This is a genomic window from Microbacterium pratiae (genome assembly GCF_047302165.1).
Taxonomy (GTDB): domain Bacteria; phylum Actinomycetota; class Actinomycetes; order Actinomycetales; family Microbacteriaceae; genus Microbacterium.
The window spans coordinates 2,767,546-2,791,021 of sequence record NZ_CP154843.1; the positions used below are offsets into that span (position 1 = coordinate 2,767,546).

Below are 23,476 nucleotides of genomic sequence, written 5' to 3' on the forward strand. Positions count from 1 at the left end.
CGACCGGTCGGGGCGGACGGCGTCGCTGCCGTCCGCCCCGCTCGGGTCAGTCGGCGACCGAGATCCCCTTCGCCGTCATCTCGGCCACCATGCGCTCCTGTACCGCGGCGTAGGCCTCGGTGAGCGGGGTGCCCGACTCGACGGCGGCGGCGACCTCGTCGAGGAGGCTGGCGTTCAGGGCGTCGACGAGCGGCGGCCACTGCCAGTCGCGCGCGACCTGCTCGTTCGACTCGGCGAACACGTCCCAGATGTCCTGGCCGCCGAAGAACTCGAACACCTCCGGGGCCGACTGGATCGAGGGGATCGAGTCGACATCGGCGATCGCGGGCCAGCCGGCGCCGTTCTCCGTGAGCAGGCTCACGCTGTCGAGGTTGCTGTTGAGCCACAGGGCGAACTCGGCCGCCTGCTCGGGGTGCGCCGAGCCCTTCAGCACGACGTTCGCGGAACCGCCCGACCAGCTCGCCGAGCGGGGGTTCGCCGCGTCCCACTGCGGCATGAGCCCGACCGACCACAGCCCCGAGGTCTCGGGGGCGTTGTTGCGGATGATCGCGTCGGCCCACGAGCCGCTCATCCACGACACGATGCGCCCGGCCTGCACGTCGGCGAACCACTCGCTCGACAGGTCGGCCTGCACCTTCACGAGGTCCTTGTCGATCAGGCGCTGCCAGTACTCGGCCATGCGGAGGGTGTCGGGGTTGTCGATCGCGACCTTCCAGGCATCGCCCTCGACCTGGAACCAGGGCTCGCCCGCCTGCTCGGCGAGGCCTTCCATCCAGGCAGCCTGGTTCGGCGCGAACGCCGCGATGTAGCGGTCGGGCGCCGTCGCCCGCACCGCCACGGCGGCGGCGTAGAAGTCGTCCCATGTCGCGGGGGCTTCGGTGATGCCGGCCTCGGCGAAGACGTCCGAGCGGTAATAGAGCCCCATCGGGCCGGCTGCCTGCGGGATGCCGTACACGCGGTCGCTGAACGTGGTCGCGCCGATCTGCCAGTCGGAGAAGACGTCGACGTCGTCGCCGACGTAGTCGGTGATGTCCTCGAGGGCGCCGTTGAGGAGGAACGTCGGCATCTGGTCGTAGCCGACCTGCGCGACATCCGCGGGGTTGCCGGCCTGGACATCCGAGAGCATCTTGGCGTAGCCGCCCTCGGCGCCCGAGACAATCGTCTGCAGCTCGACCTGGATGTCGTCATGCTGCTCGTTGAAGAGGTCGACGGCCTGGTCGATGCCGGGCACCCAGGTCTGGAACGTGAGGGTGACCGGGCCCTCGTCGGCGGGCGAGGAACAGGCCGCGAGCGGCGCGATGACGGCGACCGTGACCGCGAGCGGAAGAAGGCGACGGCCGCGGAGCCGCCGGGGTGGAGTAGACATCGATGCCCCTTTGCATGTGTGCGACGAGCTGCTCGGGTAGCAGCCGGATTTCACACGCTAGAACCGGCGATGCCGTGCGGACATAGCCGAATGAGCGTGCCCCCTGGACGATCCGCTGATCATGGCGCCGGGTGTGGACCTGCTCCGGGACACCTCATAAGCGGCTCTCATACGGTGAGGGGAACGAAGGGAGCAGGGATGCCGCACGACGACGTCTCAGACGAAGCGCGAGTGAGCATCGGCGGCGGCCGGCTGCGAGGCTCGCGGACGGACGGGGTCGACCGCTATCTCGACATCCCGTACGCGAAACCGCCCGTGGGTGAGTTCCGCTTCCGGAGCGCGGAGCCCGTCGACCCGTGGGACGGCGAGCGCGACGCGACGCGGTTCGGGCCGACGTCGCCGCAGACTCCGTACCCGGGCGAGCTCGGCGAGCTACTCACGGTGCCGACGATCGAGGGCGACGACATCCTCACCGTCAATGTATGGGCTCCCGCGGGGGCGAAGGGCGCTCCCGTCGTGCTGTGGCTGCACGGCGGCGCTCTCGAACGCGGGGCGGCTGCCCAGACGATCTACGACGGCACCACGTTCGCCCGCGACGGCATCGTCTTCGTCTCGGCGAACTACCGCCTCGGTGTCGAGGGCTTCAGCGTGCTCGACGGGGTACCGCTCAACCTCGGGCTGCGGGATGCCGCGACGGCGTTGCGCTGGGTGAGTGACGAGATCCACGCGTTCGGCGGCGATCCGGCGCGCGTCACGCTCATGGGTGAGTCGGCCGGTGGCGCTCTCGTCGCCGCGCTGGTGAGCGAACCGCGGTCGCGTGCGCTCGTCGCGGGGGCGATCATCCAGTCCGGACCGCTCGAAGCCGTCGAGCCCGAGAAGGCTCGCCGAGCCTCGGACGCGATCGCCCGCGAGCTCGGCATCCCGACCACCCGTGAGGCCTTCGCCGCAACGTCCGCCGCCGATCTCCTGAGCGCGCGCTCGCGGGCATCAGCGGGTTCGAGCCCCCTGCGCGGTGCCCCGGGGTTCGTGCTCGCCCTCGACGACGAGTCGCTGCCAAAAGCGCCCGAGGAAGCACTGAGGTCGGTCGATCTGCCCATCCTCATCGGCACCAACACCGACGAGTACCGCCTCTGGCTGACCCCCGACGCGATCGCCCGGATCGGGCGGCTGAAGGCGTGGGTGGCGCGCCGCGCGATGGGGATGTCTGAGCGGGCGGCCCGGGCCGTCGCACGCTCGTTCCCCGGCGCATCGCCCGGCGAGGTCCTGGGGCAGCTCCTCACCGACCGGATGCTGCGCGCTCCCGCGACACGTGTCGCTCGCGCGCGCACCGCTCCGACGTTCGTCTACGAGTTCGCGTGGCGTAGCCCCGTCCGCGGCCTGGATGCCGCGCACGCGCTGGAGATCGGCTTCGCCTTCGACCGGCTCGGCGACCCTGAGGCCCTGCTGCTGGCGGGTCCCGACGCTCCGGCAGATCTCGCGCGCGACATGCACGCGGCGTGGGTCGCCTTCGTTCGCAACGGCGACCCCGGCTGGCCGCCCTTCTCGGTGTCGCGCACGACACGCATCTGGGATGCGGCGAGCCGCGACCTTTCGCAGCGCCGGGTAGAGGTGATCGACGCCCTGAGCTGATCGGGCATACGCGAAATCTCGTGCTTCGGCTAGTGCCTCCCGTCGACTCGATGTCGATGCGAGAGTTTCGTTCGGACCTCTCGCACCGACGAACGGAGCCGTCATGACGGACGCCAACACCTCACCTGCCACGGGCGACGACGCCCCCGTCGACGATGCCGACGCGCAGACGCCCGTCCCGGAGGCATCCGAGAACGCATCGGGCGTCACCCGCGCCGCGTCGCGGGTCGTGCACGGTGTCGCCGATGCCGGCAAGGGCGCCATCCACAAGGCACAGGATGCCGCGAAGGACGCGCTTCCCGACGCCGTCCCCGACGTCGCTGACAAGATCGTCGACGCCGCCGCCGGCTTCGCCACCGCCCGGATAGATCAGAACGTCAAGATCGCCGACGGGGCGCTCAGCCTCACTCGGCGCACCGGCAAAGCCGCACGGATCGCCGCGGTCATCGGGGTGGTCGCCGTCATCGCCGTGCTCATCGCGCGTCGATCGTAACGGGATCGAAGCGCGCTCCCCCGCGCTCGCCCCGGATCGAGAGCATGATCACGAGGGCGATCCAGCCGATCAGCGGCAAGAGGATCAGGAAGAACCAGATGCCGCTGCGGTTGGTGTCGTGCAGGCGGCGCCAGGTGACGGCCAGCATCGGCAGCAGTGTGGCCAGCGAGAAGACGAGCACGATGACATCGGGGAGGTCCTGCACGACGCGCGTGTCGATCGGCCGCCAGTCGCCCGTCGCGAGCCCGTTGAGCACCTGGACAACAATCGGGAACAGCACGATGACGAGCATCGGCCACCAGAATTCCGACCGACTCGCGCGACCGCGAAAGGTCGCGTAGTTCTGCATCCACCGCCGCAGTGCCGCGAGCGGCGGCGCGCCGACGTAGGGCCGAGTCAGCGGGGGCTCGGCGAGACGGTTCGGTCGGGGTGTCACTTCACTCGTCATTCCCCGAGCCTATGGGGCGCCCTCACATGCGCGTCTACCGGAACACGCGACCGATCGATGCACCGATCTGCGAGATCTGCAGCCAGATCGCGAAGCTGTACAGGGGTCGCATGACCCACCGCAGCGGCGGGAAGCCTCGCCGCGAGGCGGTGCGCTCCCACGCTTGACGCACCAGCAGGCGAGTGCCGCCGGCAGCGGGTTCGAGTTCGATCCGCATCCGGCGTCTGTTCGACGTCGGCGAGTCGGGCCAGGTCGTGACCCACTCGATCGCCGTCGCGGGCTCGCTCTCGACGAGTTCGACACGAGCCCATCGACGCTCGGGGTGCATCCGCTGCGGCTTTCCGTTCGGTGCCGTCTCGAGCGCGTACGCGGACCAGGCGGTGCCCGGCGTGGCTGTGGCGGGCAGGTCGTCGACCCGGCCGAAACCGAGATCCCATTCCGGCATCCGCGCGGGGTCGCTGAGCAGCGCCCACACCTCCGCGACGGGAGCGGTGACGTGCGCTGCACCGGTGCCCGAGATCGACCGACCGTTATCGGCGGCGCGAGTCGGCAGCGCGGGGTAGCGCTCCGCCTGGTCGAGAAGCTCGCGTACCTGCTGAGGACTCGCGTCGAGGCGATGGAGAATCGCTTCGATCAGCCCGCTCCCCTCGTCGACCAGCTCGCGCAGCACCGCGGCGGCGTCTCCGCGGTTGCCGCCCTGCCCCGCACGTCGCAGAACATCGAGGGCGCGGTCGTTCCACGCGAACTCCCCACGCTCGTGATACGTGATGCGGCCGGGAACGGGCGCCTCGGCCTGCACTCCGAGCGAGGCGAGCTGGTCAGCGTGCTGCTGCTCCACCGCCGTCCGCGTGCGTTCGAGATCCACTCCGAGCGCACGCAGGACCTGGCCGGCGACCTGCTCGTTGATCGTCAGGGCCAGCAGGAGATGGTCGATGTCACCGCTGTGCGCGCCGAAGCGGGATGCCTCTTCGGCGCCGGCGAGAGACAGGTCGTACATCGTCGCGGTCGCGACCGTCAGCTTGCTCATCGGGTTCTCCTCGGGACGTCGATGCTCGGGTCGATCCGTTTGGCGTACTTCTTGTGCACGGCTTGGCGCGAGACACCGAGCGCATCGGCGATCTCCTGCCAGCTCATGCCGGCACGCAAGCCCGCCTCGACCTGAGCCAGCTCGAGGCGTTCGGTGAGAGAGCGCAGCGAGGCGATGGCGCGCAGACCCGCACGGGGATCACGCGTGTCTGCGGCGACGCCGGCGATCTGGGTGGATTCCATGTAAGCAACATAGGTTGCTCGGAACGAGCTTGTCAACCTTGGTTGCTCATCGGGCCGCGCTCGTTTTGTGTCACGCTCCTGATACATTTCGTGTCATCATCGAGGTACAAGCGAAAGGCATCACGCATGCTCATCCCTTCTCTCGCGAGCTTCGGGCCCCTGGATCTCACCGGGGCCATCGCGACGTGGCCCCCGATGTCGTTCGTCCTCGGACTCGTGGCCGCCGCGACCGTCGTCGCGATCCGGGCCAACACGAGCGGCGGTGACGAGCGCGGCGCCGGACTCATCGGTGCGCGCCGGTCAGCGCTTCGGCGTCGCTATGCCGGAGAGCACATCGCCCTCGCCGTCGCGGGGGTCGCCATCGCCCTCGGCTTCGTTCTCGAGTTCCTGTTCCGCGGCTACCTCTGGGACGGCTCCGGAGCGTCGTGGTGGCGCGTCGCGGCACCACTCGTCGTCGCACTGATGGGCGTCGTCACCGCGCTCGTCCTGGTCCGCACGCGCGGATCGGGCGCGTCCGAGCGGCCCGTGTCGCCACCGGTGCGCAGGTCGTGGGTGTCGTTCACCTCACCGGTGGCCCTCTCCGCCGTGACGGTCGCAGCCCTCGCGCTCGCGGGGACCACCGTGGCGGCCGGACTCGCGTCGTCGCCCGACGATGCCGGCGACTGGCTCTGGCTCGTCATCCCGATCCCGAACGCCGCGGATGTCGACCCGCTGCGCGTCGTCTTTTACGGCTGGGTCTACGGCGTGCCCGCCCTCGTCGGGCTGGTGCTGCTGGTGATCGCCGCCTGGCGTGCCCTCGACCGCAATGCGGCACGCTCGTTCCTCCGGCCCGAGACCGTCGCGATCGAACGCGCAGCCCGCCGCCGCACCGCCGGCGGGGTCGTGTGGCTCACGACGGGCGCGTGCCTGCTCGCCCTCGCGGGCGGGTGGCGCCTCATCGGCAACGCGGGTTCGACGACGACGCTCGTGATCGACGGTCCGGGCACATCGAGCTCGTACGACGTCGCGTGGCGCTACGCCGAGCTCGCTTCGATCGCCGGCGCAACCGCACCGATCGTCGAGATCGTCGCGCTCTGCCTGCTTCTCGTCGTCGGAGGATCGCTCGTGCCGCGCGCCGACCAGGCCTCGGCCGCTGCCCCGGCATCCCCGGGGACGGGGCCCTCGGCGACGGATGTCGGGTACGCCCGATGACGGTCACCCGACCGCTCTCCGCGGCTGACGAGAGCACCCCGTCGCGCGAGATCTACCTCCAGCTGCGCGGACTCATCGTGTCGGGCATGCTCGCGACCAACGAACGCCTTCCCACCGTCCGCCAGACCGCCGCCGACCTCGGCGTCGCGCCCGGCACCGTCGCGAAGGCCTACAAGCTGCTCGAGCAGGAGGGGCTCGTGGTCACCCGCACCGCCGCGGGAACCCGCGTCGCGGAATCGGCGGCGGTGCTCCCCCATGCCGTGCTCAAGCGGATCCGCGAGCTGACCGACGAGGCGCTGCGCACCGGCGCGGGGCTCGACGATGTCGTGAGCGTGCTGCGGGCGCAGTGGAACGCTCAGACGGAGCAGCCGCCGACCGATTGAGGCAGGGGGCGGGCTACAGCCCACTCCGGATGACAACGACGCTGTCACTGATCTGTTCACGGCCCGGGCGGTTCTCGGCATCCGGCAGGTACCGGAAATCGCCCACCTCGATGGCTGGCCCTCCCGCAACGGTCGTTCCGAGCCCGCCGCCGGACGAGCACGCGGTGCTCTCGAAGCCGCCGTCGCGGAGCTGAATGAGGCAGATCTCGTCGTCCTGGCTCTTCGCGAGGAACAGCTCGACCCCGTCCACCTCGCCGACGAAGCGCGTCGTCTCGGACGCGATGCCATCGGCTGCCCGCGCGTCGGCAACGACGTCGCGCTCGGTCTGCTCGGTCGCGAACTCGGGCAGATCGCTTGCCGAGCAGCCGGCCAGCAACAGGATCGGTGCGGCCAGGAGCAGTGCTTTCATCGGCGATCGCATGCCTGCACCCTATCGGGATGGCTGTCGAGACTCAGGCCTCGGTGACGCGGCCGCCCTCGACGTGCCAGCGACGGTTCGTGCTCACGGCATCCAGCATCCGCCGGTCGTGGGTGACGAGCAGCAGCGTTCCGTCGTACGACTCGATCGCCTGTTCGAGCTGCTCGATCGCGGGCAGGTCGAGATGGTTCGTCGGCTCGTCGAGCACCAGGACGTTCACGCCGCGCGCCTGCAGCAGCGCGAGGCCGGCACGCGTGCGCTCCCCCGGCGACAGCTCGTCGACCGGGCGCAGCACGTGATCGGCCTTGAGACCGAACTTCGCGAGCAGCGTCCGGACCTCGCCGGATGCCATCTCGGGCACAAGCCCTTCGAACGCGTCGGCCAGCGGGCGTGAGCCCACGAGCAGCGAGCGCGCCTGGTCGATCTCGCCGATGCTGACGCTCGACCCGAGTCCCGCTGATCCCTCGTCGGGAGTCTGCCGACCGAGGATCGTGCGCAGCAGCGTCGACTTACCGGCACCGTTCGGCCCGGTGATGCCGATGCGGTCACCGGCGTTGACCTGCAACGAGACCGGTCCGAGTGTGAACGAGCCCTGCCGGACGACGGCACCGTTGAGCGTCGAGACGACGGAGCTCGACCGTGGCGCGGAGCCGATCGTGAACTCGAGCTGCCACTCCTTGCGAGGCTCGTCGACCTCTTCGAGCCGAGCGATGCGGCTCTCCATCTGACGCACCTTCTGCGCCTGCTTCTCGCTCGACTCCGTCGCCGCCTTGCGCCGGATCTTGTCGTTGTCGGGGCTCTTCTTCATCGCGTTGCGCACGCCCTGGCTCGACCACTCGCGTTGTACGCGGGCCCGCGCGACGAGGTCGGCTTTCTTGCCCGCGAACTCGTCGTACTTCTCGCGGGCGTGGCGGCGCACGGTCGCCCGCTCTTCGAGGTAGGCGTCGTAGCCGCCGCCGTAGATGCGGTGGGAGTTCTGCGCGAGGTCGAGCTCGAGCACGCGCGTGACGCTGCGCGCGAGGAACTCACGGTCGTGGCTGACCAGCACGACTCCCCCGCGCAGGCCGCGCACGAACGCTTCGAGGCGCTCGAGCCCGTCGAGGTCGAGGTCGTTCGTGGGCTCGTCGAGCAGCACGATGTCGAAGCGCGACAGCAGCAGCGCGGCGAGTCCGACGCGCGCCGCCTGACCGCCCGAGAGAGATGTCATGTGGATGCCGTCGGCGTCGAGCTCGAGCCCGAGGTCGGCGAGCACGATCGGCAGGCGTTCATCGAGGTCGGCCGCGCCGCTCGCGAGCCAGCGCTCCAGGGCCGTGGCGTACCGGTCATCGGCGCCGGGGATCGAGGGATCGCCGAGGTCGGATGCCGCGGCATCCATTTCTGCCGTCGCCTCCGCGCATCCGGTGCGACGGGCGATGTACGCGGCGACGGTCTCGCCCTCGACGCGCTCGTGCTCCTGCGGCAGCCAGCCGACGAACGCGTCGGCGGGCGCGAGGCTGACGGTTCCCGCCTGAGGTGCGTCGCGCCCGGCAAGGATACGGAGGAGCGTCGACTTGCCGGCGCCGTTGGCCCCGACGACCCCGACGACGTCACCCGGACTGACGGTGAGATCGACGCCGTCGAAGAGTGTGCGGTGGCCGTATCCGCCGGCGAGGCCCTGAGCGACGAGAGTTGCGGTCACCGGATGATTCTTCCATCTGGTGAGCGATCAGCTCAGCGTCGCCGCTCCTCCCGACTGATCGACCTGAGCACGAGGGCCTGTGAGACGGCCAGGAGACCCATCGCCAAAACGGTGAACCACAACCCGGGCGCCAGGACACCCGCGATGAGCAGAAGCGCAACGATCACGCCGTAGATGACACCGAACCAGAGTCCGACCCACGCCCACTTACGTCTGCTCTCCGTGCTTCTCATCCGGACACCATTCCAGGCCGGTGAGGATCTGTCGAGCACCCTGTGTCGCTTCGCAACGGGTGGGCGTCAAGCTCTCGCCGAGCGCGGCGTCGCGCGCGGCGCGCCAGGTGACCAGGTACGGGTAGGCGGTGTTGACGTCGTGGGCGCGGCGAGCGGCGCGGACTGCGGGGGCGAGCAGAGCGGCGTCGCGGCGCTCGTATGAGTGACCGAAAGGCAGGGGGAACCGCGACCGGAAGTGGTCCATCCACAGCAGCACGAGGTCGCCGTCGTGGGCGAGGACCCCGTTCGAGAACGATCCGCGCTCGTGTCGGACGATTTCCCAGCCGCCGCCTTCGCGCGGAACCGCGGAGAAGTCGGGGTCACCCATCCACCGCCACGCATCACGGTGGCGCACCGGTGCGCCGATGCGACCTGCGAGGGCTGCGGCGAGGGCGTCGGGGGTCCAGGGCGCGGGGAAGAACGACGAGAGGCTCGCGATCAGTGCGAGCGGGCTGAGAGGTCCGGCATCCGCACTCCTGCGCTCGGCGGCGAGAGCTTCGTTGAGGACGACCGTATTCGTCGCGGGTGCTCCGGGATCGAGCATCGCGAGATACAGCTGCAGCATGTCGAGGTACCGCCGGTGGTCGGCGGCCGTCGCGAACGGCGGGAGCGGGATGTCGGCGACCGCCTCGCGTCCCGCGGGAACGTCAGCGTCGAGGAACTGTTCCATGCGGCCAGTTTGGCGCAGCTCAGGGCGGGGGCTGGCGAGGTGAGGCTCAAGTGCGCCATTCGAACGATGACCACGAGTCGATAGCATCGAGGTCAATCCTCGGGAGGGCGCATGAGGAAGCACTGGACCATATGGTCGGCATCCGTCCTGGCTCTCCTGACCCTGATCGTGGTTCTGGGCAACGTGCTCCCTCCCAACTCACCCGTCACGACTTTCGTCACCTTCGCGACCATCATCATCTCGAGCGGCGGGCTGTACTGGCTGCATCAGAAGCGGAGCCGGACGCGCGAGAAGAGCGGTCGCAGCGACGAATGACTGCGCCCCGTCAGCTCACGAGCCCCGGCTTCGTCGTGGGAACCAGGGAATCTCGGCGCTACGGCCGGACCCGAGCCCCGCGTCCGTCGAAGACGACGACGTCGTCGTGCTGCAGCTGGCGTCCGCGGCGGCGGTCGATCTCGCCATTGACCGTGACGAAGCCGTCGATGATGGCTTCCTTCACATCACCGCCCGAGTCGAGCAGGCCCGCGAACTTCATGAACTGCCCGAGGCGGATGCCGTCGCTCCCGATCGAGACGTCGATGATCCGGGGAGATTCAGCCATGCCGAAATGCTAGCCGAGCGCTACGGGCGGAGGATCAGGATGTCACCGGGCTGGATCTCCACCGGGGGCATGGACTTGCCGTTGTACGACATCACAGTGACGTAGTCGATGCACAGGCGATCACTGATGCCCCACGCCGTGTCGCCGGACGCCACCGTGTAGGTCGAGATCTCGCCCTCATTGTTCAGCCCGACCTCGCCAGATGCGTAGGGAGCCGGGCCGAGGTCGGTGATCGTGCCGCCCAGCCGAGCCGCGGGATTCCACGCGTCGTTGCCGGCCGTTTCAGGACTCGCCGATTCGTTGACCGCGGACTCTGACGCGAACGTCGGGTCGACAGCGTCGCCGTCCGTGAGCCCACCGTCGGACGCCGTGGCGGAGATCACCACGCCCCCGGAATCAGAACCACAACGGCGGGAATCACCTCCGCCACGAGATTCGCCGCCATCAGGATCGCGACCGCGACGACTAGTCTCACGATGATGCCGACCGGGCCAACACCGCGTCGGAGCTGGCCCGGTGAATGAACGAGGTCGCCCGAAGGTGCGGCGCTGGATGCCGGTGAGGAGGTCATGTCGCAAAGCTAGAAGCCGGCCCTTGGCAGAGCATCGTCCTCGGGTCAGTCCCGCTCACTCCGGCGGTCACTGCTCGCCGGGTGAAAGACGTGACTCGGGTCACCACCATGATCCGCGTCGCCTGCCTACGCTGAAACAATGGCGCGCATTCCGACTCTCCGTACCGGTCTGCTCGACATCGCCGTGAGCCTGGGCCTGGCTGGTCCGATTCTGATGGTGCTCTACTCCTACGACATCCGCCCGCTCTGGCTCACGGCAACGGTCACGGTTCTGACGGCTATCGCCATTGCTCTCTGGGTGCTGTGGCGTAGATCGGGCCAGCGTTCGCGGGTTGCGGCCGCCCTGTTCGCCGTCATCGCCGTCGTCGTGATTTCGTTCGGCAAAGGCGCCCTCTACTACGGCATCATCTGGGCGGCCCTGCTGATGCTCGGCGTCACGTTCTCCGCGACGAGGGTGCTGTGGGGTTATGCGACCGCGCTCGTACTCATCGTGCTGGCCTTGCATCTCGCCAGTGGTAGCCCGGCGGAGTTCATGCTCGCGGAGGCCATCGGCACGGCAGCGCTGGCGGGAATTGCGGCGGCGGTCGCGGTCGTGCCGCGAGACAGACTGCGTGCGTGTGAACGATGATCTGCAGGATGCCCTCGCGCGGCTCGACGCGGCGCATGCCGAGTTGCAGCGACGGTACGCCGCCGATCGCGATCTGGTCCTCGCGCAGGAGCGTGAGCGCACGGCCCGCGAACTGCACGACGACCTCGGCCATCGCTTCACCGCAGTCGGGCTCTCGCTGGACTACGCGAGCCGCGTCGCTGATCCGGCCGCAGCGCGGGCGCTCACACTCGGATGCCCGGTATCCGAGTGTGGCCTAGGCTCGCAGTAGAGCCGCGGTGCCGCAGCCGATGGTGCGCTCGGCGACGAGCCCGGTGCGAGAAATGGCGCGGCTCGCGCCAGCGCAGAGGTCGACCACGCTGAAGCGTCCGCCGGTCGAAGTGGACCGCTCATCCGCGTCGAGGACCGCTTGCGCCGCGAGCAGCTCGAGGTCGACGGCCTGCAGATCTCCAGCCTCGACGGGGACGGCCGTGCCCGGGAGGACCAGGCGCGGATGGATCGTTGCGATCTCGTCGCGGACCGTCGTCCCCCACAAGGTCTCGTCGAGATCGGTCGGCTTGTTCGGACGCGCCACCGCCCAGGCGCGTCTATCGATCTGGTTCAGAGTGTCGATGATCGGTGCCGAACCGCCGTACGCCGCCGACCACTCCGCGATCAGCCGCGTACGGTTCGCCTCTATCTGCGCTGATCGCCGAGAGAGGCCGCACCGCGCCTGCGAGTTGGGCGCTCTCTCCCGCGTCGTCGAGTGTGTACCCGTGGCGCGCGAGCGCTCCGATCCACGCCGGGTCGGTGCTGGCGGCGAGCTCGCCATCCGCGTTGATGACGGTGTGCAGCTTCATCGCGACGCGAGAGTCGAGGTTGGACCACTTGCCGCCGACACCGAGCACCTTGATTTTCAGCCAGAGGTGCCGGCGGATGTGCGGATCGAGTGCGCGCGATCGACGGTGCTGCAGCTCGATGACCTCGATGCGGGCGATGTCTTCACGGATGAGCCCGTTGTGCTCACGACGCGCATTGAGCTCAGACTGCCAAGTGAGCAGGATGCGGTCGCGAAGGCGGTCCTGCAGCGCTTCGAACTCGGTAGCAACTTCGGGATGCAGGAGCGCGGCGATGCTGTACGTCTTGGGGTGGTTGATCGTCCCGTCGAGAAGCAGATCGGCGTCGGGGCTCAGCCGCTGATGACCGCGCTCCTCCCCCGTGATCGGGTCGTGCCCGGTGATCCAGATACGTAGGCCAGCGGCGGTGAGTTGATCGCTCCCGATCCGGCCGCTCGCGACGATGAACCTGGTGACGGTGGCGTCGGACGCCTCAGCATGCGCCTCGAGGGCTGCGGCACCTTTGGTGTCCGGGCGGTGCGCGTCGCAGGTTCCCTCGAGTGCGTAGGCGATCGCCTGTCGGACGCCGCGGGACTCGACGCCACGCTTCCACCGTTCAAGTCCGCCTCGCATGACGCCAGAGTAGACTCGCGATCTGCCACTTATCCAGGTATTTTTCTCGGATGCAATCAAGTGGATCGCGATGTCTTTAGATGGCGCCGATCATCGCAGATGCCTGCGTGCATTGCGGTGGTCTCTTGTCTGAAGGTGGTTGAATCGCGGGCTTCGGGGGCTTGTGTCTGGCGCATGGACTCGTTGGGAGGTGAGGTCTGGCCGGGTGGCGGCGGCGAGCTCATTCTGGGGCTGATCGCCGGGCATCGTCGTGGGCGGGTTATCCGCTCGGTTCGCTATCCGAGACGGCGCCTCAGCGGCCAATGACGCGCCGTGTCTGCATCACACGGCATGATTGTTCTCACCGACCATCGAAGGGATAGCGCCCGTGACGCACACCAGCGGAGGCGTTCGGTGACGACTCTTGTCATCGAGGAGCGCATCGTGAAGTCTCGGGACCGTGTGAGGACATACGGCGAGGTGTTCACGCCGCGCCACATGGTCGATCAGATGCTCGATCTCGTCAGCGACGATCTCGAAGACTGGCCGGACTTCGTCGACAAGACCTTCCTCGAGCCCGCCGCCGGCGACGGAAACTTCCTCGTCGCGATTCTTCACCGCAAGCTCCGGGCGGTTCAGAAGCGCCTCTCCCCCGAAGTGTGGTCCGATGAGTCTCTCTTCGCGCTGGCGTCGATCTACGGCATCGAGCTCCTCGAGGATAACCATGAGGAGGCTCGAGCAGCGATGCTCGCCGAGTTCGTCGACTTCCACACGCGGCATGACGCCTCGTTCAGCCCCGACTCCGACTTGATCCGTACGGCACGCTTCCTCGTCGACACGAACATCGTCCGAGGGAACACTCTCACCGGCCTCGACTGGCGCGGCGAGGAAATCCAGTTCTCGTGGTGGAACCGCGTCTCCCACTCCACCGGTATGGTTCAGCGCGAACCGTTCTCCCTGGCATCGTTGCGCTCGGACAACGGCTTTGACTTCACCGTGTACGAAACGTACGCAGCGTGCCGTATCGATCGAGTCCATGAAGAAGTGAGAGCCGGTGCCTAGCCCGAACATCAGCACCTTCCGCGAGGTCGTTCCCTACATCTACTCGTGGACGACTCCCGACATCCCGAAGTATGACGGCTGGGAAAAGATCGGGTACACCGAGCAGGGGTCGGCCGACAAGCGCATCTCGCAGCAGGCGAGCCAGCTCAACATCACCAAGGTCAAGCTATGGGCGTACCGCGCGGCGTTCATCACTGAAGACGGCGGAGCCTTTCGCGACTCCGACTTTCACGCGTTTCTCAAGCAGCAGGGCATCGAGCGCGAAGTCGATCCCACGAACACTCCGAGCCGCACGGAGTGGCACAAGTTTGCCGGCGCCCCGAAGTCGAGCCAGCAGTACTTCTTCGACTTCGCCTCGAGGTCGTTCACCACGCCGGTCGGGGCATCGCAAGACGACTATGAGCTGCGCCCCGAGCAGCACGAGGCGGTCACCCAAGCACTGACAGTGTTTCGTGAGCAGCACGCCGACGAGGTGCTGTGGAACGCGAAGCCTCGATTCGGCAAGACGCTGACGACGTACGATCTGGTGCGCAAGCTGGATGCTCGGAGGGTTCTCATCGTCACGAACCGCCCGGCGATCGCCAACTCCTGGTTCGACGACTATCAGCGCTTCGTCGGCCACCAGACCACTTTTCAGTTCGTGTCCGACTCTCCGTCGCTCGAGCAGCGCGGCCCGATGACGCGCGAGCAGTGGCGTGCCTACTCCTTGGAGCATGTGGACGCAGACCCGCGCATAATTGAGTTCGTGTCGCTGCAGGACCTGAAGGGATCTAAGTACTTCGGCGGATCCTTCGACAAGCTCAAGCACATCGCCGACGCCGACTGGGATCTTCTCGTTATCGACGAAGCGCACGAGGGCGTCGACACGACGAAGACGGATGTCGCGTTCAACCAGGTCACGCGCCGCCACACGCTCCACCTGTCGGGGACACCTTTCAAGGCGCTCGCGTCCGGGCGGTTCGGCGTCGACCAGATCTTCAACTGGACCTATGAAGACGAGCAAGACGCTAAAGCCGCGTGGTCGGATGACTCAGTCGACAACCCGTACGCACAACTCCCGACACTAAACCTGCTGACGTACCAGCTCTCCCGCATGATCACCGATCGCCTGGCAGAAGGCGTCGCGCTCGACGAGGATGCACAGAACGTCGACTACACCTTCAATCTCGCGGAGTTCTTCGCCACCAAGGACAACGGCTTCTTTGTCTACGAAGCCGATGTGACTCGGTTCCTGGATGCGTTGACGACGCAAGAGAAGTATCCGTTCTCCACCCCGGAGCTGCGGGACGAGATCCGACACTCGTTCTGGCTACTCAACCGAGTCTCATCGGCCAAGGCGCTGGAAAGGCTGCTCAAGAAGCACCCTGTCTTCAGCGAGTACACGGTCATCCTGGCTGCCGGCGACGGCAGGCCGAACGTTGACGACAACGACGGACTCGACGAAGATGCCGACGACGAGCCGACCGTCGGCAAGTCGCTCGACAAAGTTCGCGCCGCCGTCGCCAAAGCAGAGGCAATGGGTGGTAAGACCATCACGCTCTCAGTGGGTCAGCTCACGACAGGTGTCACTGTGCCGGAGTGGACGGCGGTTATCATGCTGTCCAATCTGTCCTCTCCCGCCCTCTACATGCAGGCAGCGTTCCGCGCGCAGAACCCGTGCACGTTCACAAGCGGCGACACGATGTTCCAGAAGAAGAACGCCTACGTCTTCGACTTTGCCCCCGAACGCACGCTCACGATCTTCGACGCGTTCGCCAACAACCTCGCGCCTAGCCCTCCCATCGACGCCGGCGACCGCAGGGAGAACATCAGACGCCTGCTGAATTTCTTCCCCGTCCTCGGTGAAGACACCGAGGGTCGGATGATCGAACTCGACGCGGCCAAGGTGCTCACGTTCCCACAGGTGTTCAAGGCTCGCGAAGTCGTTCGGCGCGGCTTTCTGTCTAACCTGCTGTTCGCGAACGTGTCAGGCATCTTTCGCGCCGTAGAGCACTTCGAAGACATCCTTAACCAGCTGCCGGTCGCCAAAGAGAAGAAGGCCAAGCAGGTCGGTCCCATCGACATGCCGTTCCCGCCGCCAACCACAGACACCGACGGCAACGTGCAGATCGACTTTGGCGCCGTCATCAACCCAAAGATCGCCGAGCTGGGCAAGCCGGTCTACGCCGATGCAGATGTGCCCCAGCTTGATCCGGCTACGACGAAGGCGGCGGACGCTGCTAAGCAGGTCGCCGCGGTCGTGACCGAGAAGGCGCGCGACACGCGGGCGAAAGTCGCAGCCGAGTACGGGATGACGGCAAAGCAGGTAGAGAACGACGAGAAGTCCACCGAGGCGCAGGTGAAGGCTAAAGTGGAGCGCGCTTACGTCGACCACCAGATCGCGCTCAACCACATCGACGCCGAGGCCGCGGAGGCGGCCACGGAGGCCGAGTACATTGCGCTTGACGCGAAACGGGATGAAGCGAAGGCTGAGCTCGACGCGCGCGTGCTCACGATTTTCCACAGCACGCTCGACAGCGTCACTGAGACCGTTGTCACGCGCGAGGAGACCAAGAAGGCCCAATCGCAGGCCGACAAGACTATGGATGCCGCCCGCGACCACCTGCGCGGGTTCGCACGCACGATCCCGATGTTCCTCATGGCCTACGGCAACCGGAGTACGACCCTCGCCAACTTCGACGACTACACCCCGAACGACGTATTTGCCGAGATCACCGGTATCACCGAAGACGACTTCCGCAAGCTCCGCGATGGACGCGACGTGACCGACCAGACGACCGGGGAGACTACCCGTATCCCGGGCCTGTTCGACGAAGCCGTGTTCAACCAGGCGATTCAGGAGTTCTTGAACAAGAAGGACGAACTCTCCGACTACTTCGACCCGGCGCTGACTGAGGACATTTTCGCGTACATCCCGCAGCAAACGACGTCGCTCGTGTTCACACCGAAACCCGTCGTGGAGCTTATGTGCGACACGCTGGAAGAGGCGAACCCGGGCATCTTCTCCGACCCCGACAAGACGTTCGCCGATCTGTTCTCCACCGCGGGCCTGTTCTGCATGGAGATCGTCCGCCGCCTCGACAAGGGACTGACCGACGCGATCCCTGACCGGGACGACCGGCTACGACACATCCTGACCCGTCAGGTCTTCGAGATGAGCCACAACGAGATCCTGCACGATATCACCCTCGAAGCCGTGAGCGGCGGCGTGGCCGAGCGTCGCGCTTGGTTGGAAGACTCTGGACACTTCCGGATCGGCGACCTCGCCCGAAAGACCTCCGAGGAACGCGAACGGGCGGTTGAAGAAATGTTGGGAGACAACTGACGTGGTCAAGAAGTTCGATGTCGTTATCGGGAACCCTCCCTATCAGGAAGAGGCTCAAGGCGAAGGAACTCGCGATACTCCGATCTACCACCAGTTCATGGACGCTGCGTACGAAGTCGGCACCAAAGTCGTGCTCATCACGCCAGCTCGCTTCCTCTTCAACGCGGGCTTCACGCCCAAGGCATGGAACGAGAAGATGCTGGCGGACCCGCACCTTTCGGTACCGGTCTACGTCCGTGACAGCTCGCAGCTGTTTCCGGGCACGAAGATCCGTGCTGGCATTGCCGTCACCTACCGCGACGCCGACCGCGAGGGCGAAGCGATCGGCACCTTCACGCCGTTCCCAGAGCTCAACTCGATCCTGCACAAGGTTCGCGAATCGGGGACGGAGTTCATCGAGTCTCTGGGCATAACGAGTTCGCGCTCTTACCGATACACCGACAAGTTGTACGAAGATCACCCTGAGGCGCTCGAACTGCGCCCCGAGGGGAACGCCGCATTGGTCAACACCAACGCGTTCGAGTTGTTCTCGTTCCTCTTTCACGAGAACCCGCCAGCCGGCGGCAACGAGTACGTGCAGATTCTTGGCGTAATCAAGAACAAGCGCTTCCGTCGCTGGATTCGCAGCGAGTACCTGACTGGTCCGGAGAGCTTCGACAAGTACAAGGTGGCACTACCTGCGGCGAACGAGAGCAAAAAGCTTGGTTGGATGGCAGCACCTGAGATCGTTGAGCCCGGTGTCGCCGTTACTCAAACCTTCCTCACCATCGGAGCGTTTGCTACGGAAGCCGAGGCGCGAGCCTGCTTCTCATACGTCAAGACGAAGTTCGCCCGCGCGATGCTCTACGTCTTGAAGGTGACCCAGCACAACCCGCGGAGCACCTGGAAGTACGTCCCTGCCCAAGACTTCACCTCCACATCGGACATCGACTGGTCGCAGTCGATCCCGGATATCGACGCGCAGCTGTACGCGAAGTACGGTCTCGACGCCGCCGAGATCGCCTTCATCGATGACAGAGTCACACCCATGGAGTGACGCTGGCACCGGCGGCGATGGTGGCGATCCCTCACGTGGTTGCCGAAGTTCGTTACATCGCCTCCTCGCGCAAGAGCCGGGATGCGTCCAGGGGTGTCTATGGCCAGCCAAGCCGCGTGATGCGGAAGTATCGATGCCGTGGAGACTTTCAAGCGGACGCCGCTGCAGCTGTTCAACCTGCCTCAGCACTTCGTGATCCCACTCTTCCAGCGACCTTACGTGTGGAGGGAGGATGAGCAGTGGGGTCCGCTGTGGAGCGACATCCGCCGCGTGACCGAACTCCGGATCGCGGAACCGCGGTCGACCGCCACACACTTCCTTGGCGCGGTCGTTCTCCAGTCCCACGACGCACAGAGCAAGCGATTGACCACCTGGAACGTGATAGACGGACAGCAGCGCCTCACGACCCTGCAGATCCTCGCAGACGCTGCCTGCGCGCTTCTCGCAGGGAGTGGTCACGCACGCCTCGCCGGCCAGCTCGAGCGCCTGACCCACAACGACGAGATCTACGTCGAGGAAGGCGACAGCCGCCTCAAGGTCCGCCACCTCAATAAGGATCGAGCCGCGTTCGACGAAGTGATGATCGCCGAGCCGCCGGTCGACCACGCCGCCATGACTCACTCGGACTCCCAAATCGTCAGGGCACACGCCTACTTCTCCACTGTCGTCGAGCAGTGGTTGGGAGCACCCGACTCCGACCACTACGAAGTACAGGCGAAGGAACTCACCGCCGTCCTGCTCGACGGTCTTCAGTTGGTCTCCATCGAGCTGGAAGCATCCGACAACTCTCAGGAGATCTTCGAGACCCTCAACGCGCGCGGTACCCCGCTCACGGCTGCGGATCTGGTGCGAAACTTCGTCTTCCAGCGTCTGGATACTGAAGGTGGCGATACCGCGAAGGCCTATCGCGAGGACTGGCCGTTCGAGACGAAGTTCTGGATGAAGGAAGTGAGCGTGGGTCGCAACCTCGTCAGCCGAAGCTCCTTGTTCCTCAATCAATGGCTCATTGCCAGAACAGGGGAAGAGGTCAGCCCGCAATCGACCTTCAATAGGTTCAAGTCTTACGTCGAGTTGGAGTCGAGCCACTCGATGGGCGAGCTCTTACCGATCATCAAGACTCAAGCGCAACAGTACGAGTCCTGGACGGAAGCGGCTGGACGTCCTGGCGGGAGCCTTACCGCCGCTGAGATGGCCGTTTACCGGATGCAGGCTGCCGGCGTAGAAGTCTTGAAACCGCTTCTCATATGGGTGAGCGAGCCCGGGCGCGCCATCCCGCAGGAATCCGCAGATCGGATCATCAACGCAGCCGAGAGCTGGATGGTCCGCCGGCAACTCCTGCGACTCTCGGGAAGCGACATCGGCCGCATCGTCGCCGACATCATCGCGGCGAACTCGAAAGTACCGGTCAGCGAACTCGTCGAGCGAGTGACTGGCCACCTCGCCCGGCTCAACGTCACGAGCACCTACTGGCCAGGCGACGAGGAGCTTCGCCAGACACTGGCGATCGAGGCCGCCTACACGCGCTTCCCGCGCGGACGACTCCGCATGATCCTCGAGGCCGCAGAGGACCATTACCGCGCAGAGACCGGGCAGCCCCAGATCGAACGTAAGGGGTACCCCGTCGAGCATCTCCTCCCGCGAAGCTGGAAGGACACTTGGCCGGTCGGCAGTGCCGAAGATGCCGAAGCGCGGCAGGCACGCGTCCACCGCCTTGGGAACCTAACGCTCCTGACTCGGTCGCTCAACTCGAAAGTCTCGAACGGCCCATGGCCCGCGAAGCGGTCCGCTCTCCAGGATCACAACACCATCACCCTCACGGGCCGCGTCATCAAGCGCACCGAGCACGATGCCTGGGATGAAGCACTCATCGACGAGCGAACCGATGAATTGATCGAGACGCTGCTTCGCATATGGCCCGTGCCCGAGGGCCACCACGGCAGGGTCGTCGACCCGCAGACCAAGGCCGGCGATTGGGTCGAATTGAAGCACCTCATCGAAGCAGGACTGCTCACACCCGGAGAAACCCTCCTGGCGACGCACCGCGACTACAAAGGTCGAGAAGCAACCGTCGCCGCCGATGGTGCGATCATGCTAGACGGCAAGCTCTACAAGTCCCCGTCGGCCGCCGGAATTGCGTTGCGGAAACGGTCGACGAACGGCTGGTACTTCTGGGCGGTATCGGATGGGCGGCGACTGCGTGATGTCCGCACTGAGTTCCAGAACTCGATGCCCGCCGACGAATAGCTCGAGTTGCCTAGGGCATGACGGGCATGAAGGCCTGGCCCGTTCGCTTCGCGAGGGGTGCAATCAGTCACGCGAGTTAACGGCGTTTTCCGCCATCTGTCCACATTGATCATCGTCCGCGTTGACGCGAGCGCGGCAGTGTCAGACGCTGACCTCGAACCCCGAACGAGCGGAGGTCGAGATGGGCACCATAACCCGGAACAAGACGGGGAAGGGCCGTCGCTACCGCGTCCGCTACCGGAAGCCGGATCACACCGAGGCGGAGAAGCGCGGTTTCACCACGATCCGCGAGGCGAAGCTCTGCCTCTCGATGGTCACGGTGGCGAAGTCGAAGGGCGAGTACATCGATCCTCCGTCGTCACGAGTGCCGGTCCGGATGTTCGCCGACAGCTGGCTGCGCTCCGAGCAGCCGCCGATGTCGAAGCCCTCGTACTACATGACCCTGGAGCGGTCGTGGAAGAACCACGTCGCTCCCGTCTGGGCCGACAGGGAGATCTTCTCGATCCGACGCTCCTAAGTCCAGGATTGGGTGTCCGAGCTCGCGACGCAGAAGTCGAGCACCGTCGTGCTTCGCGCGCTGGGGGTCCTCGCCGGCATCCTCGATGTCGCCATCGACGACCGGCGCCCCGCGAACAACCCTGCCCGACACATCCGCAACCTCCCTCGGCGAGGGCCGGGCAAGCGGCGCGTCTACCTCTCACACGACCAGGTGGCGACACTGGCGGCATGCTCAGCGCACCCGACGATGGTCCTGACGCTGGCGTACACCGGCGTGCGCTGGGGCGAGGCAACGGGGCTGCGGGTGCGCAGCGTCAACCGGCTGCGTAAGCGGTTCGTCATCGAAGAGAACGCGGTGATGATCGGCTACGAGGTCCACGTCGGCACACCGAAGACGCACGAGAAGCGCTCGGTACCTTATCCCGATCGCTTTGCTCCGATGATCGAGCAGGCCTGCGCCGGCAAAGGTCCGGAAGGACTGCTCTTCGATGACGGCGTCAGCCACATGCGCAACTCGGGCGCGCAGGGATGGTTCGCGAACGCAGTGAAGCGTGCGCAGGCGATTGATCCATCGATCCTCCGACTCACGCCCCGCAACCTCCGCGACACCACCGCATCGCTCGCGATCAGCTCCGGCGCCAACGTGAAAGCCGTGCAGCGGATGCTCGGCCACGCATCCGCGGCGATGACGCTCGATACCTATGCAGACCTCTTCGACGACGATCTGGATGCCGTCGCATCTCGCCTCAACGACGCAATGCCGCTGATCGCGTTGCCAACGGGTGCGCAGACCCGCTACCGCCATCCGCACTGACCGCCGAGAGCAGTTTGCTCTGTTTTCGGGTGAGGTTCGAGACGCCGAATCTGCCCGATTTCGTCGTTCTGAGACATCGAACGAAGCCCTCTGAAGCGCCCCGTTCTGGGCTCATAGCTTTCTCAAATGCGGCCAAAAAGCGGTCAAGAATGGATTCTGAAAGGCCTGACCACGGAAGAAAAACCCGGTCAGGAACAAAAACGGCGGTGCCCCTGGAGGGATTCGAACCCCCGACCCGCTCCTTAGGACGGAGTGGCTCTTCCACTGAGCTACAGAGGCAAGGCACCCCAAGTCTAGACGGCCGCGGGCCGCGGCATCCCGTCCCTCCGCAACCCCAGCGCACCCCGCCCTATGCTGACCAACGTGACCCGAGACGCCCCAGCCGCTGCGCCGGCGCGCAGGCCGCTGCGGACGGCGCTCGGACTCCTCGCCGCGTTCGTGCTCTTCTTCGCCACCATGGCCACGTGGATCGGCGGGCTCATCGCGTTCCACGCGCTCGGTATCCCGATGCAGGGCGACGAGTGGCTCGGCTGGGTGCTCGCGGGGCTCATCGCCCTCGCGGTGTGGCCACTCGCGGGACGGCGAGCACATCGCGAGTTCTGGGCTCACCAGCACCACGGCGCCATTCCGCCGAGAGCGTCCGTGACGACACCGGATCGCGCTCTGCGCATCCTCGTCATGGTCGTCGGCGCGGCGGGGCTCGTCGCGCTGTGCGGGCCGCGCAACATCACTCTCGCCCTGGCCGAGGCGTGGCAGATCATCGCTCCGGGCGGACGGTCATCTAGTGCGCTCCTGCAGCTGATTGGTCTGCTGCTGTGCTTCGTGCTGATGGTTCCGCCGATGCTCATCACACAGCGGAGCCTCCGCCGCACCCCGCGCGATCACCCGGATCGCCTGGGCCTCGAGCTCCGCCAGAACTGGTACGTGTCGGCAGCGACCGCGTGGGTCTGCTGCCTGCTGCTCGGGCTGATCGTGAGCTTCGTTCTCGCCAAAACCCTCTGACGCGGTAGTCGCCCGCCGACCTTCAGAATTCCCTGGGAGTCGGCGCTCACGTTTGCGTTCGACTCTGATTCTCGGAATCGTGGCGGGCTCCGCAGCAATCCACGGAAGGAGAGCTTCATGCTCACGCTCACCGAGAACGCCGCCACCGCGGTGAAGAACCTCACCGCCCAGATCCCCGCCGAGACCGGCGGTATCCGTATCAGCGACTCCGGCTCGCCCGAGACCGGCTTCGCCCTCTCCCTCGCCGAGGCTCCCCAGAGCGAGGACGCCGTTGTCGAAGCAGACGGCGCACGCGTGTTCGTCGACCCGGCCGCAGCGCTCGCGCTCGACGACCGCGTGCTCGACGCCCAGGTCGACGGAGAGGGCGCGATCAGCTTCGCGCTCGGCGTCCGGGGCTGACACCCCCACAGACTTCGAGAGCCCCGGCATCCGCATCCTCAGCGCGGAGGCCGGGGCTTTCGTCTGTTCGGGG

General features: G+C 66.4%; 28 protein-coding genes and 1 tRNA gene. 15 read left to right on the forward strand and 14 right to left on the reverse strand.

Annotated features, from left to right (window positions below; genetic code table 11):
* Positions 1–46: 46 nt before the first annotated feature.
* On the reverse strand, positions 47–1,366 hold the full coding sequence (locus AA0Y20_RS13120; protein ID WP_413331625.1) for an ABC transporter substrate-binding protein: 1,320 nt from the start codon (positions 1,364–1,366) through the stop codon (positions 47–49).
* Between the two features lie 198 nt (positions 1,367–1,564).
* Between AA0Y20_RS13120 and AA0Y20_RS13125 the strand changes: the two genes are divergently transcribed.
* Complete coding sequence (locus tag AA0Y20_RS13125; protein ID WP_412935087.1) at positions 1,565–2,995, forward strand: carboxylesterase/lipase family protein; 1,431 nt, start codon at positions 1,565–1,567, stop codon at positions 2,993–2,995.
* Between the two features lie 103 nt (positions 2,996–3,098).
* Complete coding sequence (locus AA0Y20_RS13130) at positions 3,099–3,488, forward strand: hypothetical protein (RefSeq protein ID WP_412935089.1); 390 nt, start codon at positions 3,099–3,101, stop codon at positions 3,486–3,488.
* On the opposite strand, the gene AA0Y20_RS13135 is transcribed toward AA0Y20_RS13130, so the two are convergent.
* Genes AA0Y20_RS13135 through AA0Y20_RS13145 form a run of 3 tightly spaced genes read right to left on the reverse strand, consistent with a single transcriptional unit; the run spans position 3,469 to position 5,205 of the window.
* The gene (locus AA0Y20_RS13135; protein ID WP_412935091.1) at positions 3,469–3,936 is read right to left on the reverse strand and encodes a DUF805 domain-containing protein; all 468 of its coding nucleotides are present in this window, start codon (positions 3,934–3,936) and stop codon (positions 3,469–3,471) included. The genes AA0Y20_RS13130 and AA0Y20_RS13135 overlap by 20 nt on opposite strands.
* A gap of 34 nt (positions 3,937–3,970) precedes the next feature.
* On the reverse strand, positions 3,971–4,963 hold the full coding sequence (locus AA0Y20_RS13140) for an SRPBCC family protein (protein WP_412935093.1): 993 nt from the start codon (positions 4,961–4,963) through the stop codon (positions 3,971–3,973).
* Positions 4,960–5,205: a helix-turn-helix domain-containing protein gene (locus tag AA0Y20_RS13145; RefSeq protein WP_412935095.1), complete on the reverse strand. Its 246-nt coding sequence runs from the start codon at positions 5,203–5,205 to the stop codon at positions 4,960–4,962. Before AA0Y20_RS13145 ends, AA0Y20_RS13140 begins: the two co-directional genes overlap by 4 nt.
* A gap of 126 nt (positions 5,206–5,331) precedes the next feature.
* Here AA0Y20_RS13145 and AA0Y20_RS13150 point away from each other — a divergent pair, with 126 nt between their 5' ends.
* Together AA0Y20_RS13150 and AA0Y20_RS13155 are read left to right on the forward strand one after the other, a co-directional pair.
* Positions 5,332–6,396 carry a hypothetical protein gene (locus tag AA0Y20_RS13150; RefSeq protein ID WP_412935097.1) on the forward strand — a complete coding sequence of 355 codons (1,065 nt, stop codon included), beginning with the start codon at positions 5,332–5,334 and terminating at the stop codon, positions 6,394–6,396.
* Positions 6,393–6,779, forward strand: coding sequence for a GntR family transcriptional regulator (locus AA0Y20_RS13155; RefSeq protein ID WP_412935100.1), 387 nt, complete (start codon positions 6,393–6,395; stop codon positions 6,777–6,779). The genes AA0Y20_RS13150 and AA0Y20_RS13155 overlap by 4 nt, the downstream gene beginning before the upstream one ends.
* Before the next feature lie 13 nt (positions 6,780–6,792).
* Here the strand turns inward: AA0Y20_RS13155 and AA0Y20_RS13160 are convergent, their stop codons facing one another.
* The 4 genes from AA0Y20_RS13160 to AA0Y20_RS13175 are packed head-to-tail and all read right to left on the reverse strand — an operon-like array spanning position 6,793 to position 9,817.
* Positions 6,793–7,200, reverse strand: coding sequence for a hypothetical protein (locus AA0Y20_RS13160; protein ID WP_412935103.1), 408 nt, complete (start codon positions 7,198–7,200; stop codon positions 6,793–6,795).
* A gap of 31 nt (positions 7,201–7,231) precedes the next feature.
* The gene (gene abc-f / locus AA0Y20_RS13165; protein WP_412935105.1) at positions 7,232–8,875 is read right to left on the reverse strand and encodes a ribosomal protection-like ABC-F family protein; all 1,644 of its coding nucleotides are present in this window, start codon (positions 8,873–8,875) and stop codon (positions 7,232–7,234) included.
* A gap of 32 nt (positions 8,876–8,907) precedes the next feature.
* Positions 8,908–9,108, reverse strand: coding sequence for a hypothetical protein (locus AA0Y20_RS13170; RefSeq protein ID WP_412935107.1), 201 nt, complete (start codon positions 9,106–9,108; stop codon positions 8,908–8,910).
* Positions 9,083–9,817, reverse strand: coding sequence for a hypothetical protein (locus AA0Y20_RS13175; RefSeq protein WP_412935109.1), 735 nt, complete (start codon positions 9,815–9,817; stop codon positions 9,083–9,085). Before AA0Y20_RS13175 ends, AA0Y20_RS13170 begins: the two co-directional genes overlap by 26 nt.
* A 111-nt stretch (positions 9,818–9,928) precedes the next feature.
* Here AA0Y20_RS13175 and AA0Y20_RS13180 point away from each other — a divergent pair, with 111 nt between their 5' ends.
* A complete protein-coding gene (locus tag AA0Y20_RS13180; protein WP_412935111.1) occupies positions 9,929–10,132 on the forward strand; it encodes a hypothetical protein in 204 nt (67 codons plus the stop codon).
* A 58-nt stretch (positions 10,133–10,190) separates the two neighbouring features.
* Here AA0Y20_RS13180 and AA0Y20_RS13185 read toward each other — a convergent pair whose 3' ends face one another.
* From AA0Y20_RS13185 to AA0Y20_RS13195, 3 genes are read right to left on the reverse strand one after another with little or no spacing between them, the layout of a single operon-like run.
* Positions 10,191–10,418, reverse strand: coding sequence for an RNA-binding S4 domain-containing protein (locus tag AA0Y20_RS13185; RefSeq protein WP_412935113.1), 228 nt, complete (start codon positions 10,416–10,418; stop codon positions 10,191–10,193).
* A 20-nt stretch (positions 10,419–10,438) separates the two neighbouring features.
* Positions 10,439–10,804, reverse strand: a complete 366-nt coding sequence (locus tag AA0Y20_RS13190) for a LysM peptidoglycan-binding domain-containing protein (RefSeq protein ID WP_412935116.1) — start codon at positions 10,802–10,804, stop codon at positions 10,439–10,441.
* Entirely contained in the window at positions 10,798–10,989 is a 192-nt protein-coding gene (locus AA0Y20_RS13195; protein WP_412935119.1) for a hypothetical protein, read from the reverse strand. The genes AA0Y20_RS13190 and AA0Y20_RS13195 overlap by 7 nt, the downstream gene beginning before the upstream one ends.
* Before the next feature lie 139 nt (positions 10,990–11,128).
* Here AA0Y20_RS13195 and AA0Y20_RS13200 point away from each other — a divergent pair, with 139 nt between their 5' ends.
* Both AA0Y20_RS13200 and AA0Y20_RS13205 read left to right on the forward strand, forming a co-directional pair.
* Complete coding sequence (locus AA0Y20_RS13200; RefSeq protein ID WP_412935121.1) at positions 11,129–11,617, forward strand: hypothetical protein; 489 nt, start codon at positions 11,129–11,131, stop codon at positions 11,615–11,617.
* Positions 11,607–11,867, forward strand: a complete 261-nt coding sequence (locus AA0Y20_RS13205; RefSeq protein WP_412935123.1) for a histidine kinase — start codon at positions 11,607–11,609, stop codon at positions 11,865–11,867. Before AA0Y20_RS13200 ends, AA0Y20_RS13205 begins: the two co-directional genes overlap by 11 nt.
* Here AA0Y20_RS13205 and AA0Y20_RS13210 read toward each other — a convergent pair.
* Together AA0Y20_RS13210 and AA0Y20_RS13215 are read right to left on the reverse strand one after the other, a co-directional pair.
* On the reverse strand, positions 11,853–12,170 hold the full coding sequence (locus AA0Y20_RS13210; protein ID WP_412935125.1) for a hypothetical protein: 318 nt from the start codon (positions 12,168–12,170) through the stop codon (positions 11,853–11,855). The two genes, AA0Y20_RS13205 and AA0Y20_RS13210, sit on opposite strands and share 15 nt — an antisense overlap.
* A gap of 13 nt (positions 12,171–12,183) precedes the next feature.
* Positions 12,184–13,044, reverse strand: a complete 861-nt coding sequence (locus tag AA0Y20_RS13215) for a relaxase domain-containing protein (RefSeq protein ID WP_412935127.1) — start codon at positions 13,042–13,044, stop codon at positions 12,184–12,186.
* A gap of 312 nt (positions 13,045–13,356) precedes the next feature.
* Here AA0Y20_RS13215 and AA0Y20_RS13220 point away from each other — a divergent pair, with 312 nt between their 5' ends.
* The 6 genes from AA0Y20_RS13220 (at position 13,357) to AA0Y20_RS13245 (ending at position 22,002) form a co-directional block, all read left to right on the forward strand.
* The gene (locus tag AA0Y20_RS13220; RefSeq protein WP_413331632.1) at positions 13,357–14,085 is read left to right on the forward strand and encodes a DNA methyltransferase; all 729 of its coding nucleotides are present in this window, start codon (positions 13,357–13,359) and stop codon (positions 14,083–14,085) included.
* Positions 14,078–17,410: a DEAD/DEAH box helicase gene (locus AA0Y20_RS13225; RefSeq protein ID WP_412935131.1), complete on the forward strand. Its 3,333-nt coding sequence runs from the start codon at positions 14,078–14,080 to the stop codon at positions 17,408–17,410. Before AA0Y20_RS13220 ends, AA0Y20_RS13225 begins: the two co-directional genes overlap by 8 nt.
* A gap of 1 nt (position 17,411) precedes the next feature.
* Entirely contained in the window at positions 17,412–18,446 is a 1,035-nt protein-coding gene (locus tag AA0Y20_RS13230; protein WP_412935133.1) for an Eco57I restriction-modification methylase domain-containing protein, read from the forward strand.
* Between the two features lie 138 nt (positions 18,447–18,584).
* A complete protein-coding gene (locus AA0Y20_RS13235) occupies positions 18,585–20,690 on the forward strand; it encodes a DUF262 domain-containing protein (protein WP_412935136.1) in 2,106 nt (701 codons plus the stop codon).
* A 181-nt stretch (positions 20,691–20,871) separates the two neighbouring features.
* A complete protein-coding gene (locus tag AA0Y20_RS13240) occupies positions 20,872–21,207 on the forward strand; it encodes a hypothetical protein (protein ID WP_412935139.1) in 336 nt (111 codons plus the stop codon).
* A 228-nt stretch (positions 21,208–21,435) separates the two neighbouring features.
* Positions 21,436–22,002: a site-specific integrase gene (locus AA0Y20_RS13245; RefSeq protein ID WP_412935140.1), complete on the forward strand. Its 567-nt coding sequence runs from the start codon at positions 21,436–21,438 to the stop codon at positions 22,000–22,002.
* 207 nt (positions 22,003–22,209) lie between these two features.
* Here the strand turns inward: AA0Y20_RS13245 and AA0Y20_RS13250 are convergent.
* Positions 22,210–22,281: transfer RNA gene (locus tag AA0Y20_RS13250), tRNA-Arg, on the reverse strand.
* A gap of 84 nt (positions 22,282–22,365) precedes the next feature.
* On the opposite strand from AA0Y20_RS13250, the gene AA0Y20_RS13255 reads away from it, so the two are divergent.
* Entirely contained in the window at positions 22,366–23,004 is a 639-nt protein-coding gene (locus AA0Y20_RS13255; protein WP_412935142.1) for a hypothetical protein, read from the forward strand.
* Between the two features lie 117 nt (positions 23,005–23,121).
* Positions 23,122–23,403 (forward strand): HesB/IscA family protein, encoded by a 282-nt coding sequence (locus AA0Y20_RS13260; RefSeq protein ID WP_412935143.1) that lies wholly within the window; start codon positions 23,122–23,124, stop codon positions 23,401–23,403.
* Positions 23,404–23,476: the final 73 nt, after the last annotated feature.

Bases quoted from the DNA above. Each gene is read 5' to 3' on its own strand.
- AA0Y20_RS13120 (WP_413331625.1), bottom strand. From the start codon at position 1,366: ATGTCTACTCCACCCCGGCGGCTCCGCGGCCGTCGCCTTCTTCCGCTC.
- AA0Y20_RS13125 (WP_412935087.1), top strand. From the start codon at position 1,565: ATGCCGCACGACGACGTCTCAGACGAAGCGCGAGTGAGCATCGGCGGC.
- AA0Y20_RS13130 (WP_412935089.1), top strand. From the start codon at position 3,099: ATGACGGACGCCAACACCTCACCTGCCACGGGCGACGACGCCCCCGTC.
- AA0Y20_RS13135 (WP_412935091.1), bottom strand. From the start codon at position 3,936: ATGACGAGTGAAGTGACACCCCGACCGAACCGTCTCGCCGAGCCCCCG.
- AA0Y20_RS13140 (WP_412935093.1), bottom strand. From the start codon at position 4,963: ATGAGCAAGCTGACGGTCGCGACCGCGACGATGTACGACCTGTCTCTC.
- AA0Y20_RS13145 (WP_412935095.1), bottom strand. From the start codon at position 5,205: ATGGAATCCACCCAGATCGCCGGCGTCGCCGCAGACACGCGTGATCCC.
- AA0Y20_RS13150 (WP_412935097.1), top strand. From the start codon at position 5,332: ATGCTCATCCCTTCTCTCGCGAGCTTCGGGCCCCTGGATCTCACCGGG.
- AA0Y20_RS13155 (WP_412935100.1), top strand. From the start codon at position 6,393: ATGACGGTCACCCGACCGCTCTCCGCGGCTGACGAGAGCACCCCGTCG.
- AA0Y20_RS13160 (WP_412935103.1), bottom strand. From the start codon at position 7,200: ATGCGATCGCCGATGAAAGCACTGCTCCTGGCCGCACCGATCCTGTTG.
- AA0Y20_RS13170 (WP_412935107.1), bottom strand. From the start codon at position 9,108: ATGAGAAGCACGGAGAGCAGACGTAAGTGGGCGTGGGTCGGACTCTGG.
- AA0Y20_RS13175 (WP_412935109.1), bottom strand. From the start codon at position 9,817: ATGGAACAGTTCCTCGACGCTGACGTTCCCGCGGGACGCGAGGCGGTC.
- AA0Y20_RS13180 (WP_412935111.1), top strand. From the start codon at position 9,929: ATGAGGAAGCACTGGACCATATGGTCGGCATCCGTCCTGGCTCTCCTG.
- AA0Y20_RS13185 (WP_412935113.1), bottom strand. From the start codon at position 10,418: ATGGCTGAATCTCCCCGGATCATCGACGTCTCGATCGGGAGCGACGGC.
- AA0Y20_RS13195 (WP_412935119.1), bottom strand. From the start codon at position 10,989: ATGACCTCCTCACCGGCATCCAGCGCCGCACCTTCGGGCGACCTCGTT.
- AA0Y20_RS13200 (WP_412935121.1), top strand. From the start codon at position 11,129: ATGGCGCGCATTCCGACTCTCCGTACCGGTCTGCTCGACATCGCCGTG.
- AA0Y20_RS13215 (WP_412935127.1), bottom strand. From the start codon at position 13,044: ATGCGAGGCGGACTTGAACGGTGGAAGCGTGGCGTCGAGTCCCGCGGC.
- AA0Y20_RS13240 (WP_412935139.1), top strand. From the start codon at position 20,872: ATGGGCACCATAACCCGGAACAAGACGGGGAAGGGCCGTCGCTACCGC.
- AA0Y20_RS13245 (WP_412935140.1), top strand. From the start codon at position 21,436: ATGGTCCTGACGCTGGCGTACACCGGCGTGCGCTGGGGCGAGGCAACG.
- AA0Y20_RS13260 (WP_412935143.1), top strand. From the start codon at position 23,122: ATGCTCACGCTCACCGAGAACGCCGCCACCGCGGTGAAGAACCTCACC.